Origin of the sequence: Ornithinibacillus salinisoli (assembly GCF_042684965.1) — a bacterium.
In the GTDB taxonomy this organism is placed as follows: Bacteria; Bacillota; Bacilli; order Bacillales; family Amphibacillaceae; genus Ornithinibacillus; species Ornithinibacillus salinisoli.
This window is the reverse complement of the sequence record NZ_JBHUMI010000014.1, coordinates 273,142-290,183: the sequence shown is the minus strand read 5'-3', so window position 1 is coordinate 290,183 and position 17,042 is coordinate 273,142. Positions and strand designations below refer to the sequence as shown.

At 38.5% G+C, this 17,042-nt stretch carries 15 protein-coding genes; 14 read left to right on the top strand and 1 reads right to left on the bottom strand.

Annotated features, from left to right (window positions below; translation table 11 throughout):
• Positions 1-4: 4 nt before the first annotated feature.
• The 14 genes from ACFSTA_RS08765 to ACFSTA_RS08700 all read left to right on the top strand — a co-directional run bounded on the left by ACFSTA_RS08765 (position 5) and on the right by ACFSTA_RS08700 (position 15,175).
• Positions 5-1,573 carry an FAD-dependent oxidoreductase gene (locus ACFSTA_RS08765; RefSeq protein ID WP_377556238.1) on the top strand — a complete coding sequence of 523 codons (1,569 nt, stop codon included), beginning with the start codon at positions 5-7 and terminating at the stop codon, positions 1,571-1,573.
• Between the two features lie 215 nt (positions 1,574-1,788).
• Positions 1,789-3,093, top strand: a complete 1,305-nt coding sequence (locus ACFSTA_RS08760) for an ABC transporter substrate-binding protein (RefSeq protein ID WP_377556463.1) — start codon at positions 1,789-1,791, stop codon at positions 3,091-3,093.
• Between the two features lie 95 nt (positions 3,094-3,188).
• Complete coding sequence (locus tag ACFSTA_RS08755; protein WP_377556237.1) at positions 3,189-4,043, top strand: carbohydrate ABC transporter permease; 855 nt, start codon at positions 3,189-3,191, stop codon at positions 4,041-4,043.
• Between the two features lie 14 nt (positions 4,044-4,057).
• Positions 4,058-4,927: a carbohydrate ABC transporter permease gene (locus tag ACFSTA_RS08750; RefSeq protein WP_377556236.1), complete on the top strand. Its 870-nt coding sequence runs from the start codon at positions 4,058-4,060 to the stop codon at positions 4,925-4,927.
• Between the two features lie 19 nt (positions 4,928-4,946).
• Positions 4,947-5,582, top strand: coding sequence for a YesL family protein (locus ACFSTA_RS08745; protein WP_377556234.1), 636 nt, complete (start codon positions 4,947-4,949; stop codon positions 5,580-5,582).
• A gap of 53 nt (positions 5,583-5,635) precedes the next feature.
• Complete coding sequence (locus tag ACFSTA_RS08740; RefSeq protein WP_377556462.1) at positions 5,636-6,322, top strand: N-acetylmannosamine-6-phosphate 2-epimerase; 687 nt, start codon at positions 5,636-5,638, stop codon at positions 6,320-6,322.
• A 199-nt stretch (positions 6,323-6,521) separates the two neighbouring features.
• The gene (locus tag ACFSTA_RS08735; protein WP_377556233.1) at positions 6,522-8,183 is read left to right on the top strand and encodes an alpha amylase family protein; all 1,662 of its coding nucleotides are present in this window, start codon (positions 6,522-6,524) and stop codon (positions 8,181-8,183) included.
• Positions 8,184-8,307: 124 nt separating this feature from the next.
• Positions 8,308-9,138, top strand: a complete 831-nt coding sequence (locus tag ACFSTA_RS08730; RefSeq protein WP_377556232.1) for a MurR/RpiR family transcriptional regulator — start codon at positions 8,308-8,310, stop codon at positions 9,136-9,138.
• A 250-nt stretch (positions 9,139-9,388) separates the two neighbouring features.
• Positions 9,389-10,441 carry a Gfo/Idh/MocA family protein gene (locus ACFSTA_RS08725; protein WP_377556231.1) on the top strand — a complete coding sequence of 351 codons (1,053 nt, stop codon included), beginning with the start codon at positions 9,389-9,391 and terminating at the stop codon, positions 10,439-10,441.
• Between the two features lie 20 nt (positions 10,442-10,461).
• On the top strand, positions 10,462-11,520 hold the full coding sequence (locus ACFSTA_RS08720; protein ID WP_377556230.1) for a Gfo/Idh/MocA family protein: 1,059 nt from the start codon (positions 10,462-10,464) through the stop codon (positions 11,518-11,520).
• A 158-nt stretch (positions 11,521-11,678) separates the two neighbouring features.
• Entirely contained in the window at positions 11,679-12,653 is a 975-nt protein-coding gene (locus tag ACFSTA_RS08715; RefSeq protein WP_377556229.1) for an acetylxylan esterase, read from the top strand.
• A 13-nt stretch (positions 12,654-12,666) separates the two neighbouring features.
• Entirely contained in the window at positions 12,667-13,500 is an 834-nt protein-coding gene (locus ACFSTA_RS08710; RefSeq protein WP_377556228.1) for a sugar phosphate isomerase/epimerase family protein, read from the top strand.
• Between the two features lie 11 nt (positions 13,501-13,511).
• Positions 13,512-14,204 (top strand): hypothetical protein, encoded by a 693-nt coding sequence (locus ACFSTA_RS08705; protein ID WP_377556227.1) that lies wholly within the window; start codon positions 13,512-13,514, stop codon positions 14,202-14,204.
• Positions 14,201-15,175 carry a Gfo/Idh/MocA family protein gene (locus tag ACFSTA_RS08700; RefSeq protein WP_377556226.1) on the top strand — a complete coding sequence of 325 codons (975 nt, stop codon included), beginning with the start codon at positions 14,201-14,203 and terminating at the stop codon, positions 15,173-15,175. The genes ACFSTA_RS08705 and ACFSTA_RS08700 overlap by 4 nt, the downstream gene beginning before the upstream one ends.
• 626 nt (positions 15,176-15,801) lie before the next feature.
• Here the strand turns inward: ACFSTA_RS08700 and ACFSTA_RS08695 are convergent.
• Positions 15,802-16,860: a C40 family peptidase gene (locus ACFSTA_RS08695; RefSeq protein ID WP_377556225.1), complete on the bottom strand. Its 1,059-nt coding sequence runs from the start codon at positions 16,858-16,860 to the stop codon at positions 15,802-15,804.
• Between the last annotated feature and the right edge of the window lie 182 nt (positions 16,861-17,042).

The following is a 17,042-nucleotide window of genomic DNA, read 5'->3' as shown; positions in this document are numbered from 1 at the left end:
GGAGGTGACTAAATTGAAAAAGGATATAGCGATCATCGGTGGAGGAATTGGCGGCTGTCTAGCTGCTTTAACTGCAGCAAAGCATGGTAATAATGTAGTTTTAACGGAAGAAACAGACTGGATTGGTGGACAGCTTACAAGCCAGGCCGTTCCTCCGGATGAACACCCTTGGATTGAGGATTTTGGTTGTACAAAAACATATCGTACGTTTCGTAATGAAATAAGAGATTATTATAAACGTAACTATCTATTGAAGGAAGAAGCAGTACAGAATGACTTGCTCAATCCAGGAAATGCATGGGTGAGTAGGCTTGCACATGAACCGAGAGTTGCATTAACGGTACTATATGATTTATTACAGCCGCACCTATCAAATAGGCGAATTGAAATACTCTTACATCATAAAGCTGTACGAGCCGAGGTTGAAGATGACACCATTCAAAAAGTTATTGTTACCGATCAGCATACACATGTTGAAACCGAGATAGAAGCTACCTACTTCTTGGATGCGACAGAGCTTGGGGATGTGCTACCACTTGCACATGTCGATTATGTTGTCGGTGCAGAATCAAGTGAACAAACAGAAGAGCCGAATGCGTTAGCGGAGGCAATCCCTCAAGATATCCAGTCGATCACACATGTTTTTGCCCTCGACTATGTGCCAGGGGGAGATTATACCATCCCAAAACCGGATATGTATGATTTTTGGCGTAATTATCAGGCTTCATTCTTAGATCACATGCAGCTCAGTGAATTTATTCCACAAGCACATACGGGTGAATCGAAGAAAATGCCATTCTTTACAACAGAACAATCGCTGGGCATGTGGGAGTATCGTCGGATTATTGATAGCAATCAATTTACGGATGGTTTTTATGAAGGAGACATTTCCTTAATTAATTGGCCACAAAATGATTATTGGTTAGGGTCGATTATTGATGTGAGTGAGTCGGAGAAGAAGAAACATTTGGAAGGTGCTCGTCAATTAAGTTTGTCGACATTGTATTGGTTACAAACGGAGGCACCAAGACCAGATGGCGGCAAGGGATTTCCTGAGTTTAGGCTACGTCCAGATGTTGTTGGAACAAAAGATGGGTTAGCAATGCACCCTTATATCCGTGAATCAAGAAGGATCAAAGCTATGTATACGGTAACGGAACATGATATTAATGCCGATTTACGAGAGAATCAAGGTGTTCGAAAACGAGATGATTCTGTTGGAATTGGTGCTTATCGCATTGATTTACATCCAACTACAGTGAAAAACAGATTGTTCTATGCGAAAAGCTATCCATTTGAAATTCCATTAGGGAGCTTTATTCCGATTAAAATGAAAAATCTCATACCGGCTTGTAAAAATATCGGGACAACGCAACTAACGAATGGATGCTTTCGCGTGCATCCAGTGGAATGGAATATTGGAGAAGCTGCAGGAGCACTTGCATCCTTTGCAATTAAGCATAACGTAAAACCTGCACAAATTTATCATGATCACACCCTAACCAAAGCATTCCAAACAACCCTAACAGCAATCGGCATCCATCTCCACTGGCCCGAAATAACCGCATTTTAGGTGCCTGTCACCTGTCGAATAATGTCGGTGCCAGGCACCGACATTATTCGACATTACAAAGGTTTTGAATTTTTTAAAAATATAATTGACAAAACATTTCACCAAAGTCTATAATTATGGTGGAGATATTCTTCTTATCAGATTAATAAAAAGAAGTAAATTTCCATCGTGAAATAAATAATTCATTTCAGAAATTGGAGGGGAAGAAGTTGAAGATGTTAAGAGAAAGATTTTTACTGATAAGTCTACTAGGTATAATGTTATTACTTTTTGCTGCATGTTCGGATGACAGTGGGTCAAGTTCTGACGAAACAGATAATGGAAATGATGATGGTGATTCTGCAGATACAGAAGAATTATCTGGGGAAGTAGAATTTATGACCATCTCATTATTACCGACATTTGAAGATTACTTAAACAATTTAAAAGCAGAGTTTGAAAATTTGCATCCAAATGTAACCGTTACCATTAACGATGTACCATATGATCAAGTAGAGCAATATGTACTTACAAATGCTTCAAGTGGTGATCTCCCGGATGTAATGAACTTAAACACCGAATTTGTGAAGAAGATTGGTGCGATGGGGGCACTCGTTAACATGGATGAAGCTGCTGCCGATGTCAAAGACACTTTCTTTGAAGGTCTTTGGCAAACAGGTGGAGTAGAAGGATCTGTCTATGCACTACCTTGGTATACAACAACAAGTGGCTTAATCTATAATCCTGATATTCTAGCAGAAGCTGGTTTTGATGCTCCACCAACGACGTTTGAAGAGGCATGGGAAATGTCAAAAACAATCTATGAAGAAACCGGTGCATATGGTGAAGTGATCCAAGGTGAAATGCATCTGTTATTCCCGAAAAACGGTATTGATATCTTAAATGAAGATAATACCGCTGCAGCATTTAACACGCCAGAAGCAGTGGCATTATGGAGTGATTTAAAAGAGTATTATGATCAAGGATTATTTGAATTAGATGTTATGTTAAACCAAGTATCAATGGCAGAATTATACGCTACAGAAAAAGTAGCATGGTGGGCTACTGGACCACAGTTATTCCGTCAAGTAAACGATTTATCACCAGAAGTATATGAAAAATCTTTAGGTGGTGCGGCATTAGATGGAACGGCTGGTAAACAGCATGCCAACCCAATGAATATTGCCGTATCTGAAAATAGTGAATCAAAAGAGGCAGCAGTTGAGTTTGCCAAATTTGTAACAAATGCAGAAAACCAACTGGAATTTGGTAAAGAGGCATCCGTATTGCCTCCAGTTGAAGAAGCTGCAAATGATGAATTCTTCGCTCAAGGTGAAGATTCAGAGGATGCAACAGAACGTGGACGTTATTATGCAGCACAAGCACTTGCTACTGCAGAAAACATGAGTCCGCAAGTAGAAAACGTATCGCAAGTTATAGAAGCTATTCAAGAAGCGTTCCAGCAAGTATTACTTAATGATGTTGATCCAGCAGAAGCATTAGCTGAAGCGGAACAACAAGTTAATAGTGTACTAGAGTAGGTAATTAAGGGTCAGACCCCTATGGGTGCCATGGTAGTTACGGGGGGCTGACCCTTTCAAGACGATTACGTCTTCTCTTAAAGGAGGTAAGATTTATGTATAAGGCAAGGCATGCATGGGGTTTTCTTGCCATTCCCCTTATATTATTACTTATATTTACTTTTATACCGAGTATCGCTGCATTCGTTTTAAGCTTCACTAATTATAATGTTTTTCAGCCAATTGAATTTTTAGGCTTGGAAAATTACATAAAAGCATTTCAGGATAACGATTTTCGTAAGGCTATGTTCAATACCATTTATTACTGGTTACTAGTTACCCCTGCGCTAGTCGTTCTTCCTATTATGGTAGCAATTCTAGTTAATCAAAAGTTACGTGGAATCAAAATTTTTCGATTGATCTACTACTTCCCTGTACTAGTTTCTGTTGTTATCACAGCAATCTTATGGAAGTGGATGTTTGCGAAAGAAGGAATTGTAAACTACTTCCTTAGTTGGTTTGGCGTTGAGCCATTTGGCTGGTTAATGGATACTTCCACAGTAATGCTTGCTCTTGCATTTGTAACTATCTGGCAAGGATTTGGTTATTACATGCTATTTTATTTAGCAGCGTTACAAGGAGTACCGAAGGATTTATATGAGGCTAGTGAATTAGATGGTGCGAGTTTTTGGCAAAAACATTTTTATGTAACCGTTCCGTTGATTAAACCGATGATCTTCTTTGTTGCGGTTATCTCTACGATGGGAGCATTTAAAGAGTTTACGTTAATGTTAACGATGACAGATGGTGGTCCACTGAAAGCATCCACAACGGTTGTTTTATTAGTATTCGAGGAAGCATTTACGAACTTAGATATGGGGTATGCTAGTGCGATATCCTTCATCCTATTCGTTATCATCCTAATTATTACGTTAATCAATCAAAAATTGCTTGATAACCCCAATAAATAAAGGAGGGGAATACGTTGTCTGAATCCATAGTATCCAATCCTTCAAAGAAAGGATTTAATCGAAAAAAGCTAATCAATAAATCGATTTCTTACTTCTTTTTATTACTTTTAGTATCGATTACCATTGTTCCATTTATCTGGACGGTATCTATTTCATTGAAGGGACAAAATGATGTTATTTTTTCGATACCACCACAATTTATACCAAATACGTTCACATTAGAGAACTTTATTACGGTGTGGAATACATTGCCAATTCCAAGGTATTTACTTAATACCGTATTTCTTACCTTCTTTGGAGTGGTATTACCGTTAATTTTCTGTTCGTTTGCCGCGTATCCATTGGCGAGAATGAAATTTAGAGGAATGAATCTCATCTTCATATTGATCATTGCTACGATGATGATCCCAAATGAAGTAACCATGATTCCAGTCTATCTAGTAATTGATAAACTCGGATTAATGGGAACATACACCGGTATTATTATTACTGGTGCCATTACACCACTTGGGATATTCCTCATGAGACAAGGTTTTAAGGAAATTCCACGAGAAATTGAAGAATCTGCAGTTATCGATGGAGCAAATGTATGGCAAATTTTTTGGAAGCTCATGTTTCCGATGGTTAAACCAATGCTTGGCGTATTAGCTATTTTGTGTTTTATTGCAGCATGGAATAATTTCTTATGGCCATTATTAATTCTCGATGATCCAAATAAATATCCGATTACTCTTGGACTCTATCAATTGCAAGGGGCTTTCGCTGCAAATACGAGACTTATTGCTGCGGGTGCATTAATTGCACTGATACCAGTTATTGTCGTGTTTATTGTATTCCAGCGGTACTTTATTGAAGCAGCATATTCTAGCTCTGTAAAAGGGTAAACAAAAGGTTGTGAGATAAATGACTATCGTATCTACTATTTTAGAAGCATTTGAATGGTTTATGAGGTTAGTAAGACTGAATTTGGTCTTTCTGTTGGCATGTCTAAGCGGTTTTGTTCTATTTAGCTTTTTTCCAGCAATAGTAGCTGCATTTGCTGTAGCTGACCAATGGACTAAAGGAAATACAGATATATCTGTTTGGAAGGAATTCTGGAAACATTTCAAGGCTAATTATGTCCGCTCCCAGCTAGTAGGTTATATAATCGGGCTTGCCGTTTTCATTATTTATGTAGATTTTACATTTTTTCAACAGCTGGATGGAGGAATGATAAAAACTCCAATTATGATGGTATTGGCTATTTTATTGTTGGGGATTGCCATCACTGCTTTATATATATTTCCAACTTTACTAACGCACGATATCAAGCTTAAAGATTTGTTTAGAACTTCCTTTTTTACAGGGCTATCCTATATCCATTGGAGCATGATCAACTTATTAGGAATTGTAGGTATTTTACTTGTATCTTATCGGTTCCCAGGTACCTTGTTTTTCCTTACAGGAAGTAGCATAGTCTTATGGATGACGTGTATGAATCAAATCATTAAAAGCAAAGTGGAACGAAGGTATGAACAATTAAAAAGTGTAGCGGAATAGGTAGGCATCTTGTGAAGTTAGACAAACGAAAATTACAAACCGTGGTGAAGTATATGGAGAAAACACAATTATTAGAGCAAATAAAAGGAAAGTTAATCGTTTCTTGTCAGGCGCTAGAGGATGAACCACTACATGGGCCACATATCATGGCTAGAATGGCCATGGCAGCAGATGTCGGAGGTGCAGTGGCGATCAGAGCAAACGGGAGTGACGATATTTCCGCAATTAAACATGCTACAAAACTACCAATTATAGGATTGGTAAAGCGAGTATATGAAAATAGTCATGTGTACATTACCCCTACAAAAAAAGAAGTAGATGAACTGTTGGATGTTGGTGTCGATGTCATTGCACTCGATGCCACGAACAGAAAAAGACCGAATGGTGATTCACTTGAAGAAATAATTCGCTATGTAAAAGAAAAAGAACAATTAATATTAGCGGATATTTCCACAGTGGAAGAAGGGCTACATGCACTGCATTTAGGTGCGGATTTTATATCAACGACATTATCTGGCTATACCGACTATACCGTAAGGGAACAACCTGGACCAGATGTAGAGTTGGTGGAAAAGCTTGTACATGCGACCGATGCACCTATTTTTGCGGAAGGACGTATCGAATGTCCGAACGATGCGAAGAGAATGATCCAAAAAGGTGCACATACCGTTGTTGTTGGCTCAGCGATTACGAGACCTCAGCATATCACGAAAGTATTTGTTGATGGAATGAATGATTAGGCTCGATTCTCTGTAGGTGAGAACATCGGACACATGAGGGGAAACATCGGCCGCACGAGCGAGAACATCGTCACACTCTAGCGGAAACATAACCATTAACTAGGTAGTAACTCCAATTTCAAGTGGAAGGAGGCTAGTTTATAAATCTTTTGGAGTATAAATATATGAAAATTCATAGATTAAGGAAGTGGTGTACGAAATGAATAAGAAAAAAATTATCTCGTTTTTTTCAGCAATGATTGTCACCATGGTAGTCCTATTAACATCTATACCAGTTCATGCAGCTGATGGTTCCAATGTAGAAAATATCATCAAAAATAAAAATATGAAAGCTAGAATTCTTTGGTATGATCTTAGTGCCAACTTAGATAGCTTAGATACACCAGAAAAAGTTGCTGATATCGTATCGAAGACAGCACAAGCTAACATTAATACCATCATACTTGATGTGAAAAATCGCAGTGGATTTGTTCCATATCCAAGTGAGTTTTCCCCACATCTGAGTGAATCACTAAATCCTAAGTATAATTGGTATCCACAAGATTACGATCTGGTAGAAACGGTGATAGAAGAAGCAAAAAAATATGATATTGAGGTGCACCTTAATATCAATGTATTTTCAGCAGGAGATATTGTGTATCAAGAAGGACCGGCAATCGATAATCCCGATTGGCAAACGATTGTCTATGATGTGAATCGAATTGTAACCGAAGAAGATGGTGAAACACACCCTATTCATGGATTTGACCAATCAAGAGGTACTGATCAACTAGTTGTATATACCCCTGAAAATAATGATGTTACTCCAACCAATCGTTGGGGTATTGAAGTTGTTGTAGAAGATGGGACGATTGTTGATATAGTAGATCAAGCGATTATCGGAGACAGGGAAGTACCGGTACCAGACAATGGCTATGTACTTTCTGGTCATGGTAAAGCAAGACAATGGATTCTTGATAATGTTCAAGTTGGAGAGCAACTGGATATCGCTAGTGTCGAAACCGACTTAAAACCAGTATCTGAAACAGCTGGACCAGCAGCATTTATGAATCCAATAAATCCTGACGTAAGAGAATACACATGGAATGTTATCGAAGAACTGGTCGAAAACTATGATATTGACGGAATCACGCTTGATCGCGCAAGATACAACAATATTTATACAGACTTTAGTGAGTTAAGTCGAGAGAAATTTGAAGAGTCTATTGGGCAGGAATTGACAAACTGGCCAGAAGATATTTTTACCGTAGAATTTAATGGAGATGAAAAAGAAATCCTCCCTGGACCATTTTATCAAGAATGGATCAAATGGCGGGCTCAAAACATACATGATTATTTTGAGGAAACAAAAGAAATAATGCACAATCTTGATTCCGATGTGTTATTTAATACGTATGTTGGTTCCTGGCACCCATTATACTATAGTGAGGGAGTAAACTGGGGAAGTAAAGATTATCACCCTGACTATGATTGGGCAGCTGATGATTACAACGAAACAGGATATGCCGATCATTTAGACTTTTTAATGACAGGTCTATATTATGGTGATGTAACAATCGACGAATTAGAAGGTAGATTGCCATACTGGTATAGTGTAGAAGGTGCAGCAGACCTAAGTATGGAAGTTACCGATTATGATACTTTTGTATATGGAAGTCTCTATTTACTTCAATACCAAGATAGGCCAGAAGATTTCAAACGTGCCATCCGTATGACGGAAGAAAAAATGCACGGTATTATGCTCTTTGATTTAGTATATATTGAGATGTATGATTGGTGGCCACTACTTGAGGAAGTATTTGATAAAAAGACAAAAGCACCTCACTCTATACCTGGGTTCTTGAAACAGCTAAGATCATAAAATTTATACAAGGAGGCGATTAGCTTCGCCTTCTTGTATTCCATTACTACTTAACAATGGTTCTTACGTTTGAAAACTAGTAAAATGGTAGGAGATAATTATTCTAGAAAAAGGCGGTAACTATATGAAGAAGCCAATTACTGAAATAATAAATAGCTACTTTCCATCGTTAACGAACTCAGAACAAAAGGTTGCGTCGTTTGTGTTGGATAACTTGGAAAAAGTTATATTTTATTCTGTAACAGATCTAGCAGATGAAGCAGCAGTAGGTGAAACAACAGTCCTTCGCTTTTGTCGGAAAATAGGCTTAAAAGGCTATCAAGAGTTCAAGCTAACTATTGCACAAAATTTATCGGAAGAGAAAAAGGAGAAGAATGGTTCCGAACCAAGTAATATCATTCATTCTATCTCTAGCAATTCCGTTTACGCGATAGAAAATACAGCATCCATGATCAGTGAAGAAGATCTAAATGCAGCGTTAGCACTGTTACAGGAAGCACATTCATTACATATATTTGGTGTAGGTAGCTCAGGAATAACAGCATTGGATGCAAAAAGTAGGTTACTTCGAATTGGTATCCAGGCAAGTGCGATTACAGACTCACACTTACAAGCTATGTCAGCAGCCACATTATCGGATCAAGATGTCGTCATTGCCCTTAGTATCTCAGGAAGTACAAGAGATACGATTGAATCAGTGAAAATTGCCAAAGAAAACGGTGCAAAAGTAATTGCTATTACATATTATTCTCGGTCACCAATCACACAATTTGCCGATATTGTATTAGTTGGTGGTGCCAAAGAATCACCATTAGAAGGTGGATCCTTAACAGCAAAAATATCCCAACTGTTTGTCGTTGATCTACTTTGCACAGGATTAGCATTATTGAAGAAAGAAAAATCATTAGAGATGAAGAATAAGACCGCTAAGGCAGTGGTTAGTAAGATTTACTAGAGCTCGAACTTGTGGTTGAGCGCTCTAAGTCGTGCCAGAGCGCACGTATCTCGACCGGAGCGCAGTAACAAGGTATTTATCGCACCAAACACTTCCAAAGATCACTCGGACCTTGGCCAAGCACTTAAACACCCGAACTCGAGTCCGCACCCCAGATTTAAAACACACTATTTCGATTAAAATCCAACCATATAATAAAATGGTTGTTTTTTATATTAGCAAAAATAATATTTAATAAGGGGTTGATAATATGAAAAACATACATGTGGCAATTATCGGTATTGGTGCCATTGCAGAAGCAGTTCATTTAAAATATTTACAGGAAAATGAACATGTCATTGTAAACGCATTAGTAGATATGGACTTGGAACGAGCAATAGCTGTCGCAAAAAAGCATGATATTCCATATGCTTTTCAAACAATCGATGAAATGTTTGCACAAACACATGTTGATGCCGTACTGATTTGTACGCCAAATGCTACACATATTCCGATTGCGAAAAAAGCTGCTGAGCAAGGAATCCATGTGTTCATAGAAAAGCCAATTGGCACGAATTTAGAAGAAGTGGAAGGATATTTAACGTTAGCAAAAGAAAAAAATGTGATCACAATGGTTGGAATGACCCATCGTTTTCGTCGAGATGTACGTATTATCAAGGAATACATCGATAACAATACCTTTGGCAACCTGTATTATGCGAAAGCAAAATTGTTCCGAGGCCGTGGCACTCCGAAAGGTTGGTTTACGAATAAAGAACTGGCTGGTGGAGGAGCATTAATGGATATCGGTGTCCATGTGTTAGACCTTGCTTGGTGGTTAATGGGGAAACAAGATGTTCAATCGATCAGTGGACAGACGATAACGGGATTAGGGAACTACGAAACAAAATATGTATCTGCTTGGACATCGAAAAATAAACAGTTAAATGCGGGTCAAGTCATGGATGTTGATGATTTTGCTTCTGCTTATATTCGGTTCAAGAATGGTGCTGTTATCAATTTGGAAATTGCTTGGGCAATCCATGGTGAACAGGATGAAGGGATTCAATTGGAGCTGCTAGGAGAACAAGGTGGTGCAAGGTTAACACCATTAACGATTTATAAGGAGGAAAATGGTATTCAAACCGAAGTTTCGCCAACATATGTTGACGGGGATACATTTAAGGAAGAAATAAATCACTTTGTGCATTGTGTTCGTACGAAAGAGCAACCGTTAATTGACGGTGAACAAGGTAATCACATATTGAAAATGTTACTCGGTATCTATGAATCTTCGCAAATACAAAAAGAGGTTGTGTACTAAAAATTGTAAGTGGAAGGGGTATGAGCATGTTAAAGGTTGGTGTAATTGGAGTTGGATCGATTTCACAGTTTCATATCGAGCCCTATTTGAACAATGCGGAAGTTGAATTGGTAGCATTTTGTGATAGTAATGAGAAGCGTCTGCAGGAAAAAGGAAAGCATTATGATGTAGCGGAATTGTATACCGACTATCAAGAGCTATTACAGAATAACGCCATTGATGCGGTTAGTATTTGTACGTGGAATAACTCACATGCGGAGATTGCGATTGCTGCCATGGAAGCTGGTAAACATGTATTAGTGGAAAAGCCTTTATCCATGACGGTAGAGGAAGCAATGGCAGTTGAAGCGGCACAAAAGAAAACAGGTAAACTCCTGCAAGTTGGTTTTGTACGTCGGCATGGGGATAATGCAAAACTACTGAAAAAATTTATCGATCATGGTGATCTCGGTGAGATATATTATGCAAAAGCAACTTGTTTGCGTAGACTTGGTAATCCTGGTGGCTGGTTTAGTGATATGACGAAATCTGGTGGTGGCCCATTAATTGACTTAGGGGTACATATGATTGATATTTGCTGGTACTTCATGGGGAAACCGCGACCAGTATCTGTCAGTGGAAACACGTATAAAAAACTAGGTAACCGCAGTCATATCGAAAATCTATCCTTCTATCAAGCTGCAGATTATGATCCAACAGTAAATGATGTGGAAGATTTAACGAATGCCATTATACGATTTGAGAATGGGGCATCGCTCATGGTGGATGTGAGTTTTACTCTGCAAGCGAAAAAAAATGAATTATATGTCAAGTTGTTCGGTGATCAGGGTGGAGCTGAAATCGAACCAGAATTAGCTATCGTAACGGAGAAGCATAATACGATATTAAATGTAACACCACAAATTGACAGCTTAACTTTTGATTTTAATCAAGCGTTTACAAACGAAATCAACCATTTCGTTGACTGTTGCTTACATGGAAAAGATACGATTGCACCAGTTTCCGATGGGGTACAAGTAATGAAGATGCTTCATGCAGTCTATGAATCTGCAAAAACGGGTAAGGAAGTGTATTTGTAAAGGATGTTGATGTTACTGACTGTGGGAAATTGACAGGCCCGTGAGGCAATGTAACCTCGGTAGAAACAGAAATAATGTAGGGCTGTTAAAGAAGCAGGATAAGAAGGATTAGAGCCGGAATAGCAGAGAAATATTATATAAATTGGAGTGAAGGATAAATGGGAAGAAAGGTTGGTGACTTTGCATTAGATGAACTACGAAAATATCATCCAGAACTAGCAAATAAGCCAGTTGATTTTCAGGATTTTTGGGATATGGAAAAGGAAATGATTCGTAAGTTTACACCAGAGGTTGTGGTTAGTTGGCGAGATTACGCTGTGCCATCGGTTGAAGTGGCTGATCTTACGTTTACGAGTTGGGATGATACGCCCTTAAGGGGACTTTTCATCAAGCCAAAAGGTGTAACGGAATGTCCGGTCATCTTTTTCTTTCACGGATACACTGGTTCTCGTGGGCTTGCCGTAGATTTTCTGAAATGGACGACGCTTGGTGTTGCAGTTATTTCTTTTGATGTTAGAGGGCAAGGGGACTCTCCAGATTATGGTAAGTATAGCAATGGTAGTCGAATTGTTGGCTGGATGTTAAACGGTATCCATGATCCAAAGAACTATTACTATACGAATGTATATCGGGATATGTTGCTGCAATTAAATTGGATTCGATCAAGTGAATTTCCTGTTCAACCAACAAAGCTAGGAGTGATGGGAGGCTCGCAAGGTGGTGGTTTGGCATTAGTTGCTGCAGGTTTAGATGAAAACATGGATTTTGTCGCTTCCGATTGGCCATTTATCTCCCATTTTGAACGGGCGTTGGAGGTAGCATTATCTGGTCCATATATGGAGATTGTGAACTATTTTAAATGGAATGATCCGCAATACGAGACATATGAAGATGTCATGAGAACACTTGGATATATTGACAGTGTCCATTTTTGTGACGCAATCACATGTCCAACCTTGATGGGAACGGGATTGGAGGATGCAATAACACCGCCATCAACCGTATTTGCCGCATATAATCATTTGGCTACAACGAAGAAAGAAATGGAAGTTTACCCGCAATTTACTCATGAACAAAACCTGTTTCATGAAGAGAAGATAATCGCCTTTATTGCAAAACAAATGGAAGCTTAAAGGAGGATAAAGCATGAAAGTAAGTGTTAGTATGTATAGTTTGAATTCCACGATTCACAGAGAAAACTGGACGACAATAGATTTCTTAAACTATGCCAAAGAAATTGGTTTGGATGGTGTCGAATTACTAGACATCTACTGGAAGGATAAAGAAAAGGAAATCGAAGAAGTTGTTGCTAAATTGGAATCGTTGCAATTACCTGTTTCCGCATATGACGTGACAAATAATTTTGTGAAAGCGTCAGCCGAAGAACGTGCGAATGAAGTAGAAAAAATTAACGATGGCATCGCTGTCGCGAAAAGATTAGGTACAAAAGTTGTTCGGGTATTTTGTGGGGATTTACAGGGAGATTTAACCTATGAGGATGGTCAGGATTGGATTGTCGAAGGATTGAAGCGATCTGCAGTAAAGGCAGAACAAGAAAAAGTTTTCTTAGCGATCGAAAATCATGGATTGCTAGCAGGTAAAAGTGAACAGGTGGAAGAGATCATTGAAAAAGTAAATAGTCCGTATGTGAAATCAACATTTGATACTGGGAACTTCCTACTCGTTCATGAACAGCCAGAGGAAGCTTTTGACAACCTACGCGGAAAAATAGTTCATGTTCATTTCAAAGATTTTCGTGTAAAAGATCCAGCGGAAATGATGAACGGATTCCGTTCGACACAAGGAGTAGAACTGGTCGGAACAGTGCCAGGTGATGGCCAGGTGAATCTATCCTATATTGTTCATGGATTAAAGGAAATCGAATATAATGGTTGGTTATCGATTGAATACGAGGGCAAGGATGATCCCGCGGTAGCGAGTGAAGAAGCTGTCCGTCGTTTAAGGAAACTATTGAAATAGGAGGGATGACGATGGCAAATGTTGTGATAGCAGACGTTGGAAAGCTAGATTTTCAAACTACTAGAAAAGTAGTAGATCTAGTTGAATCCGAGGAGCAGATAACAGATGATCGGTTATCTGTTATCGACTATGAAAATGTTCATAAAGTACCACTTGATAGTCATTCGGTTTACATGCCATCAACGTTGATGGATGGTAGTCATGTTAAGGATGGAAACGTGTATTTTGATTTGGAGCTGTATCCTTTTTTTCAAAAGGCGAGGGAAGTTATCAGCAAGAATACAAAGGGCGTTTTTCGATTACGAAGAATTGTCGGAGATGAGGATAATTCAATTATAGCTAGTGATCTTTACGTTTTATCTACAGTATTTGGTGAACCAGAGCATGTTTATGTGAAGCGAAGTCGTGAAGACATTGCAACACAACATGTGATTGTGACTGTAAACTTTGGCGGTGGTACTATGGCCCATCTTGATTATACGTTTTCGGGGCAGGAGTATATTGAACTGGAATGGAGTGGCATGCAAAGGATTATCGAATTCAATAGCAATGAAATGAATCCGTTTGGGTCGAAACTGCATACTGCGCTTCCGCTTTCTTATAGTGTAGACGCTATTTTAAAACTGTCTTATCAAGTGGACGATGAACTAGTTGAGAAACTGGAACAATTTCAGCAAGTGGTAGACGGAGGTGTTCATTCATGAAAATCGGTATGATGAGTTTTGCGCATATGCATGCCTATAGTTATGCGGATAGTTTGATGAAACTACCACATGTTGATCTCGTAGGGATTTTTGATGATGACATTGCTCGCGGAAAAGAGGTAGCAAAAAAATATAATACGGTACATTTTTCCGATCAAGATTCTTTCCTCACATTAGACATGGATGCCGTCATTATTTGTAGTGAAAATATTCGCCATAAGGAAATGGTGTTGAACGTTGCCAAAGCGAAAAAACATATTCTATGTGAAAAACCGATTGCGACAACCGTTGAGGATGCACAAGAAATGATTGACGTATGTGTGGAACAGGAGGTTATTTTGCAAGTCGCATTTCCTGTACGGTTCAGTTCGCCTATTCAGCAATTAAAAACAATGATCGATGAAGGTGAACTTGGGGATATTGTTGCCTTCCGAACGACGAACCGTGGGCAAAACCCTAGTGGCTGGTTTATTGATGAGGATCTATCTGGCGGGGGTGCGGTACTAGATCACACAGTTCATATGGTGGATATTATGCGCTGGTATTTAGGAAAGGAAATTACCGAAGTATATTCGATTGTTGATTCGTACTTCCATGATATACCCATAGATGATGCTGGAATTCTTACATTTGAATTTGAAAACGGTGTGATTGCCTCCCATGATGCAAGCTGGTCTAGATTTTCGGAATACCCTACATGGGGAGATGTGACGATCGAAGTCGTTGGTACAAAGCAAACAGTAAAAGTCGATGCGTTGAAGGAACATTTCAGGCTGTTCGCCAATGGAGATAGGTCTTTATCACATGTCTTCTATGGAAATGATATGGACTTTGGATTAATTTGTGATTTCGTAGACTGTGTTGAGCAGGGAAGAGAACCATCGATTACCGGATATGACGGGTTAAAAGCAGTGGAAGTTGCTTTGGCAGCTTATCGTTCTAGTGAGACAAAATCAAAGGTGAATCTTTAATAAAAGATTGGCATCTGTTTGTGAAAAATAGGTGCTGAGAATTGTCGTGATTATAATTGGGATCGATATTGGTGGGATGAAGATCTAGGTATGGTTTTTTGATGAAGATGAACGAATTGATGTTGGAGATATACAAACACCAAAAGAGCAGATTGTAGAGGAATCTTTGTGGGAGAGGGTGATTCGCGGTCTTCCTCTCCCTTTACTTTCCTATGTTAAGTATGGCGTTAAGGATTGTTAAAATATATCCCCGTAATTACTCGTAGAAAAATAGCATAAATAAGGGAACCTAAGCGGGTTCCCTTATTTATTAATAAAATGTCTCAAAACTGATTCATATACCTATAAAGTTGAGCGACTTCGCCTTAAAGTTGAGCGATCCCACCCGAAAGTTGATCCACCCACTCCAAAAGTTGAGCAACCTCACCCGAAAGTTGATCCACCCACCTCAAAAGATGAGCGATCCCACCCGAAAGTTGATCCACTCCCAACCTATTTATATCCCTGGTTCTGCTATCGAACCCCTAAGCACAACAGAAAAAATTTAATAAATATAATTCGACAAGTGACAGGCACCTACAAAAAAGTACAAAAAAGGGAGCTCTCGTTAGAGTCCCCCTAATCTATTAATAAAATCTCTTAAACCCTTCAAAATGCTTTTTCCAGTAGGAGTTATTTAGGCTTGTAATTTCTACTCCACCTGAGCTAGCGTGGATGAACTCGTTATTCCCTATATAAATTCCAACATGTGAGATGCATGTTTTGTACGTTCCCTCAAAGAATACTAGATCACCAATTTTCGGTGTGTTCACATAATAGGAACGATTATAATACCCCTCACTGGAATATCGTTTGAAATCCATTCCTGCTTGTTTGTAAGCATAATAAATGAATCCACTACAATCAAAACCACTAGGAGTAGTTCCTCCCCATGCATAAGTTGCACCTAGTTGTTTTTTGACTACTTTAATTAAGCTATCTACGTTATAACTAATATCAGTTGAATCTGGTGCCTGTTCTTTTGGAGTATTTGTTGTAGATGTTCCTTTACCAATATTGAGTTTTTGACCAATTAAAATAAGGTCGGATCTCAAGTTGTTCCAGTTTCTAATTTGTGCAACAGTGACCTTATGTTGTGCTGCAATCTTAGACAAGCTATCTCCCGATTTTACGGTATAAACAACAGAGGATCCAACTTTTGCATTTGGTTTATCGGTAGTTTTCTTTTCCGTTGAACTACTACTTGGATTAGATTCTACTTTTTCCGCTTTGCTAACGACTAACACGTTCCCAGGATAAATTAGTGTACTATTCATATCATTCCATTTCATCAAGTCAGAAAGAGATATTTTATGTTTGGATGCAATACCACTCAATGTGTCTCCTAATTTCACCGTATATGTAGGTGAAGATTTATCAGAAGAACTTGTTTTGCTACTGCTATTCGTTACTTGTTTCTGGTCTTTTGATGTTTCTAACACTTGATTTGGAAAAATGATGTCATTATTAAGGTTATTAATAGATTTTAATTCTGATACACTTGTATCAAATTTCTGGGCGATCACCCACAGTGAATCTCCGCCTTTAACTTTGTAGGTTGCTGCCTCCGCTTCCTCTGCACCGATGAATGCTGAAGCGATAAATGCAGTAGCCGTAACCGACATAAATATTTTTTTATTGGCCAATAAAAATACCTCCTTTATGGGAATCTAGTTTTTTCTATTATACTACATAATTTGTAGAGATTAATAGAATTTTGGCAGAAAATGGATGAAAAATATCCAAAATAGTTCAAAAGATTGATAATTATAAAAGTATATTTCAGTCAAATCATTAAATTTATGTTTAGCAACCCTATTAACTAGAT

Excerpts from the sequence above, each read along its gene's own strand:
- ACFSTA_RS08710 (WP_377556228.1), top strand. The coding sequence starts at position 12,667 with ATGAAAGTAAGTGTTAGTATGTATAGTTTGAATTCCACGATTCACAGA.
- ACFSTA_RS08740 (WP_377556462.1), top strand. The coding sequence starts at position 5,636 with ATGGAGAAAACACAATTATTAGAGCAAATAAAAGGAAAGTTAATCGTT.
- ACFSTA_RS08720 (WP_377556230.1), top strand. The coding sequence starts at position 10,462 with ATGAGCATGTTAAAGGTTGGTGTAATTGGAGTTGGATCGATTTCACAG.
- ACFSTA_RS08700 (WP_377556226.1), top strand. The coding sequence starts at position 14,201 with ATGAAAATCGGTATGATGAGTTTTGCGCATATGCATGCCTATAGTTAT.
- ACFSTA_RS08735 (WP_377556233.1), top strand. The coding sequence starts at position 6,522 with ATGAATAAGAAAAAAATTATCTCGTTTTTTTCAGCAATGATTGTCACC.
- ACFSTA_RS08760 (WP_377556463.1), top strand. The coding sequence starts at position 1,789 with ATGTTAAGAGAAAGATTTTTACTGATAAGTCTACTAGGTATAATGTTA.
- ACFSTA_RS08715 (WP_377556229.1), top strand. The coding sequence starts at position 11,679 with ATGGGAAGAAAGGTTGGTGACTTTGCATTAGATGAACTACGAAAATAT.
- ACFSTA_RS08730 (WP_377556232.1), top strand. The coding sequence starts at position 8,308 with ATGAAGAAGCCAATTACTGAAATAATAAATAGCTACTTTCCATCGTTA.
- ACFSTA_RS08705 (WP_377556227.1), top strand. The coding sequence starts at position 13,512 with ATGGCAAATGTTGTGATAGCAGACGTTGGAAAGCTAGATTTTCAAACT.
- ACFSTA_RS08755 (WP_377556237.1), top strand. The coding sequence starts at position 3,189 with ATGTATAAGGCAAGGCATGCATGGGGTTTTCTTGCCATTCCCCTTATA.
- ACFSTA_RS08725 (WP_377556231.1), top strand. The coding sequence starts at position 9,389 with ATGAAAAACATACATGTGGCAATTATCGGTATTGGTGCCATTGCAGAA.
- ACFSTA_RS08745 (WP_377556234.1), top strand. The coding sequence starts at position 4,947 with ATGACTATCGTATCTACTATTTTAGAAGCATTTGAATGGTTTATGAGG.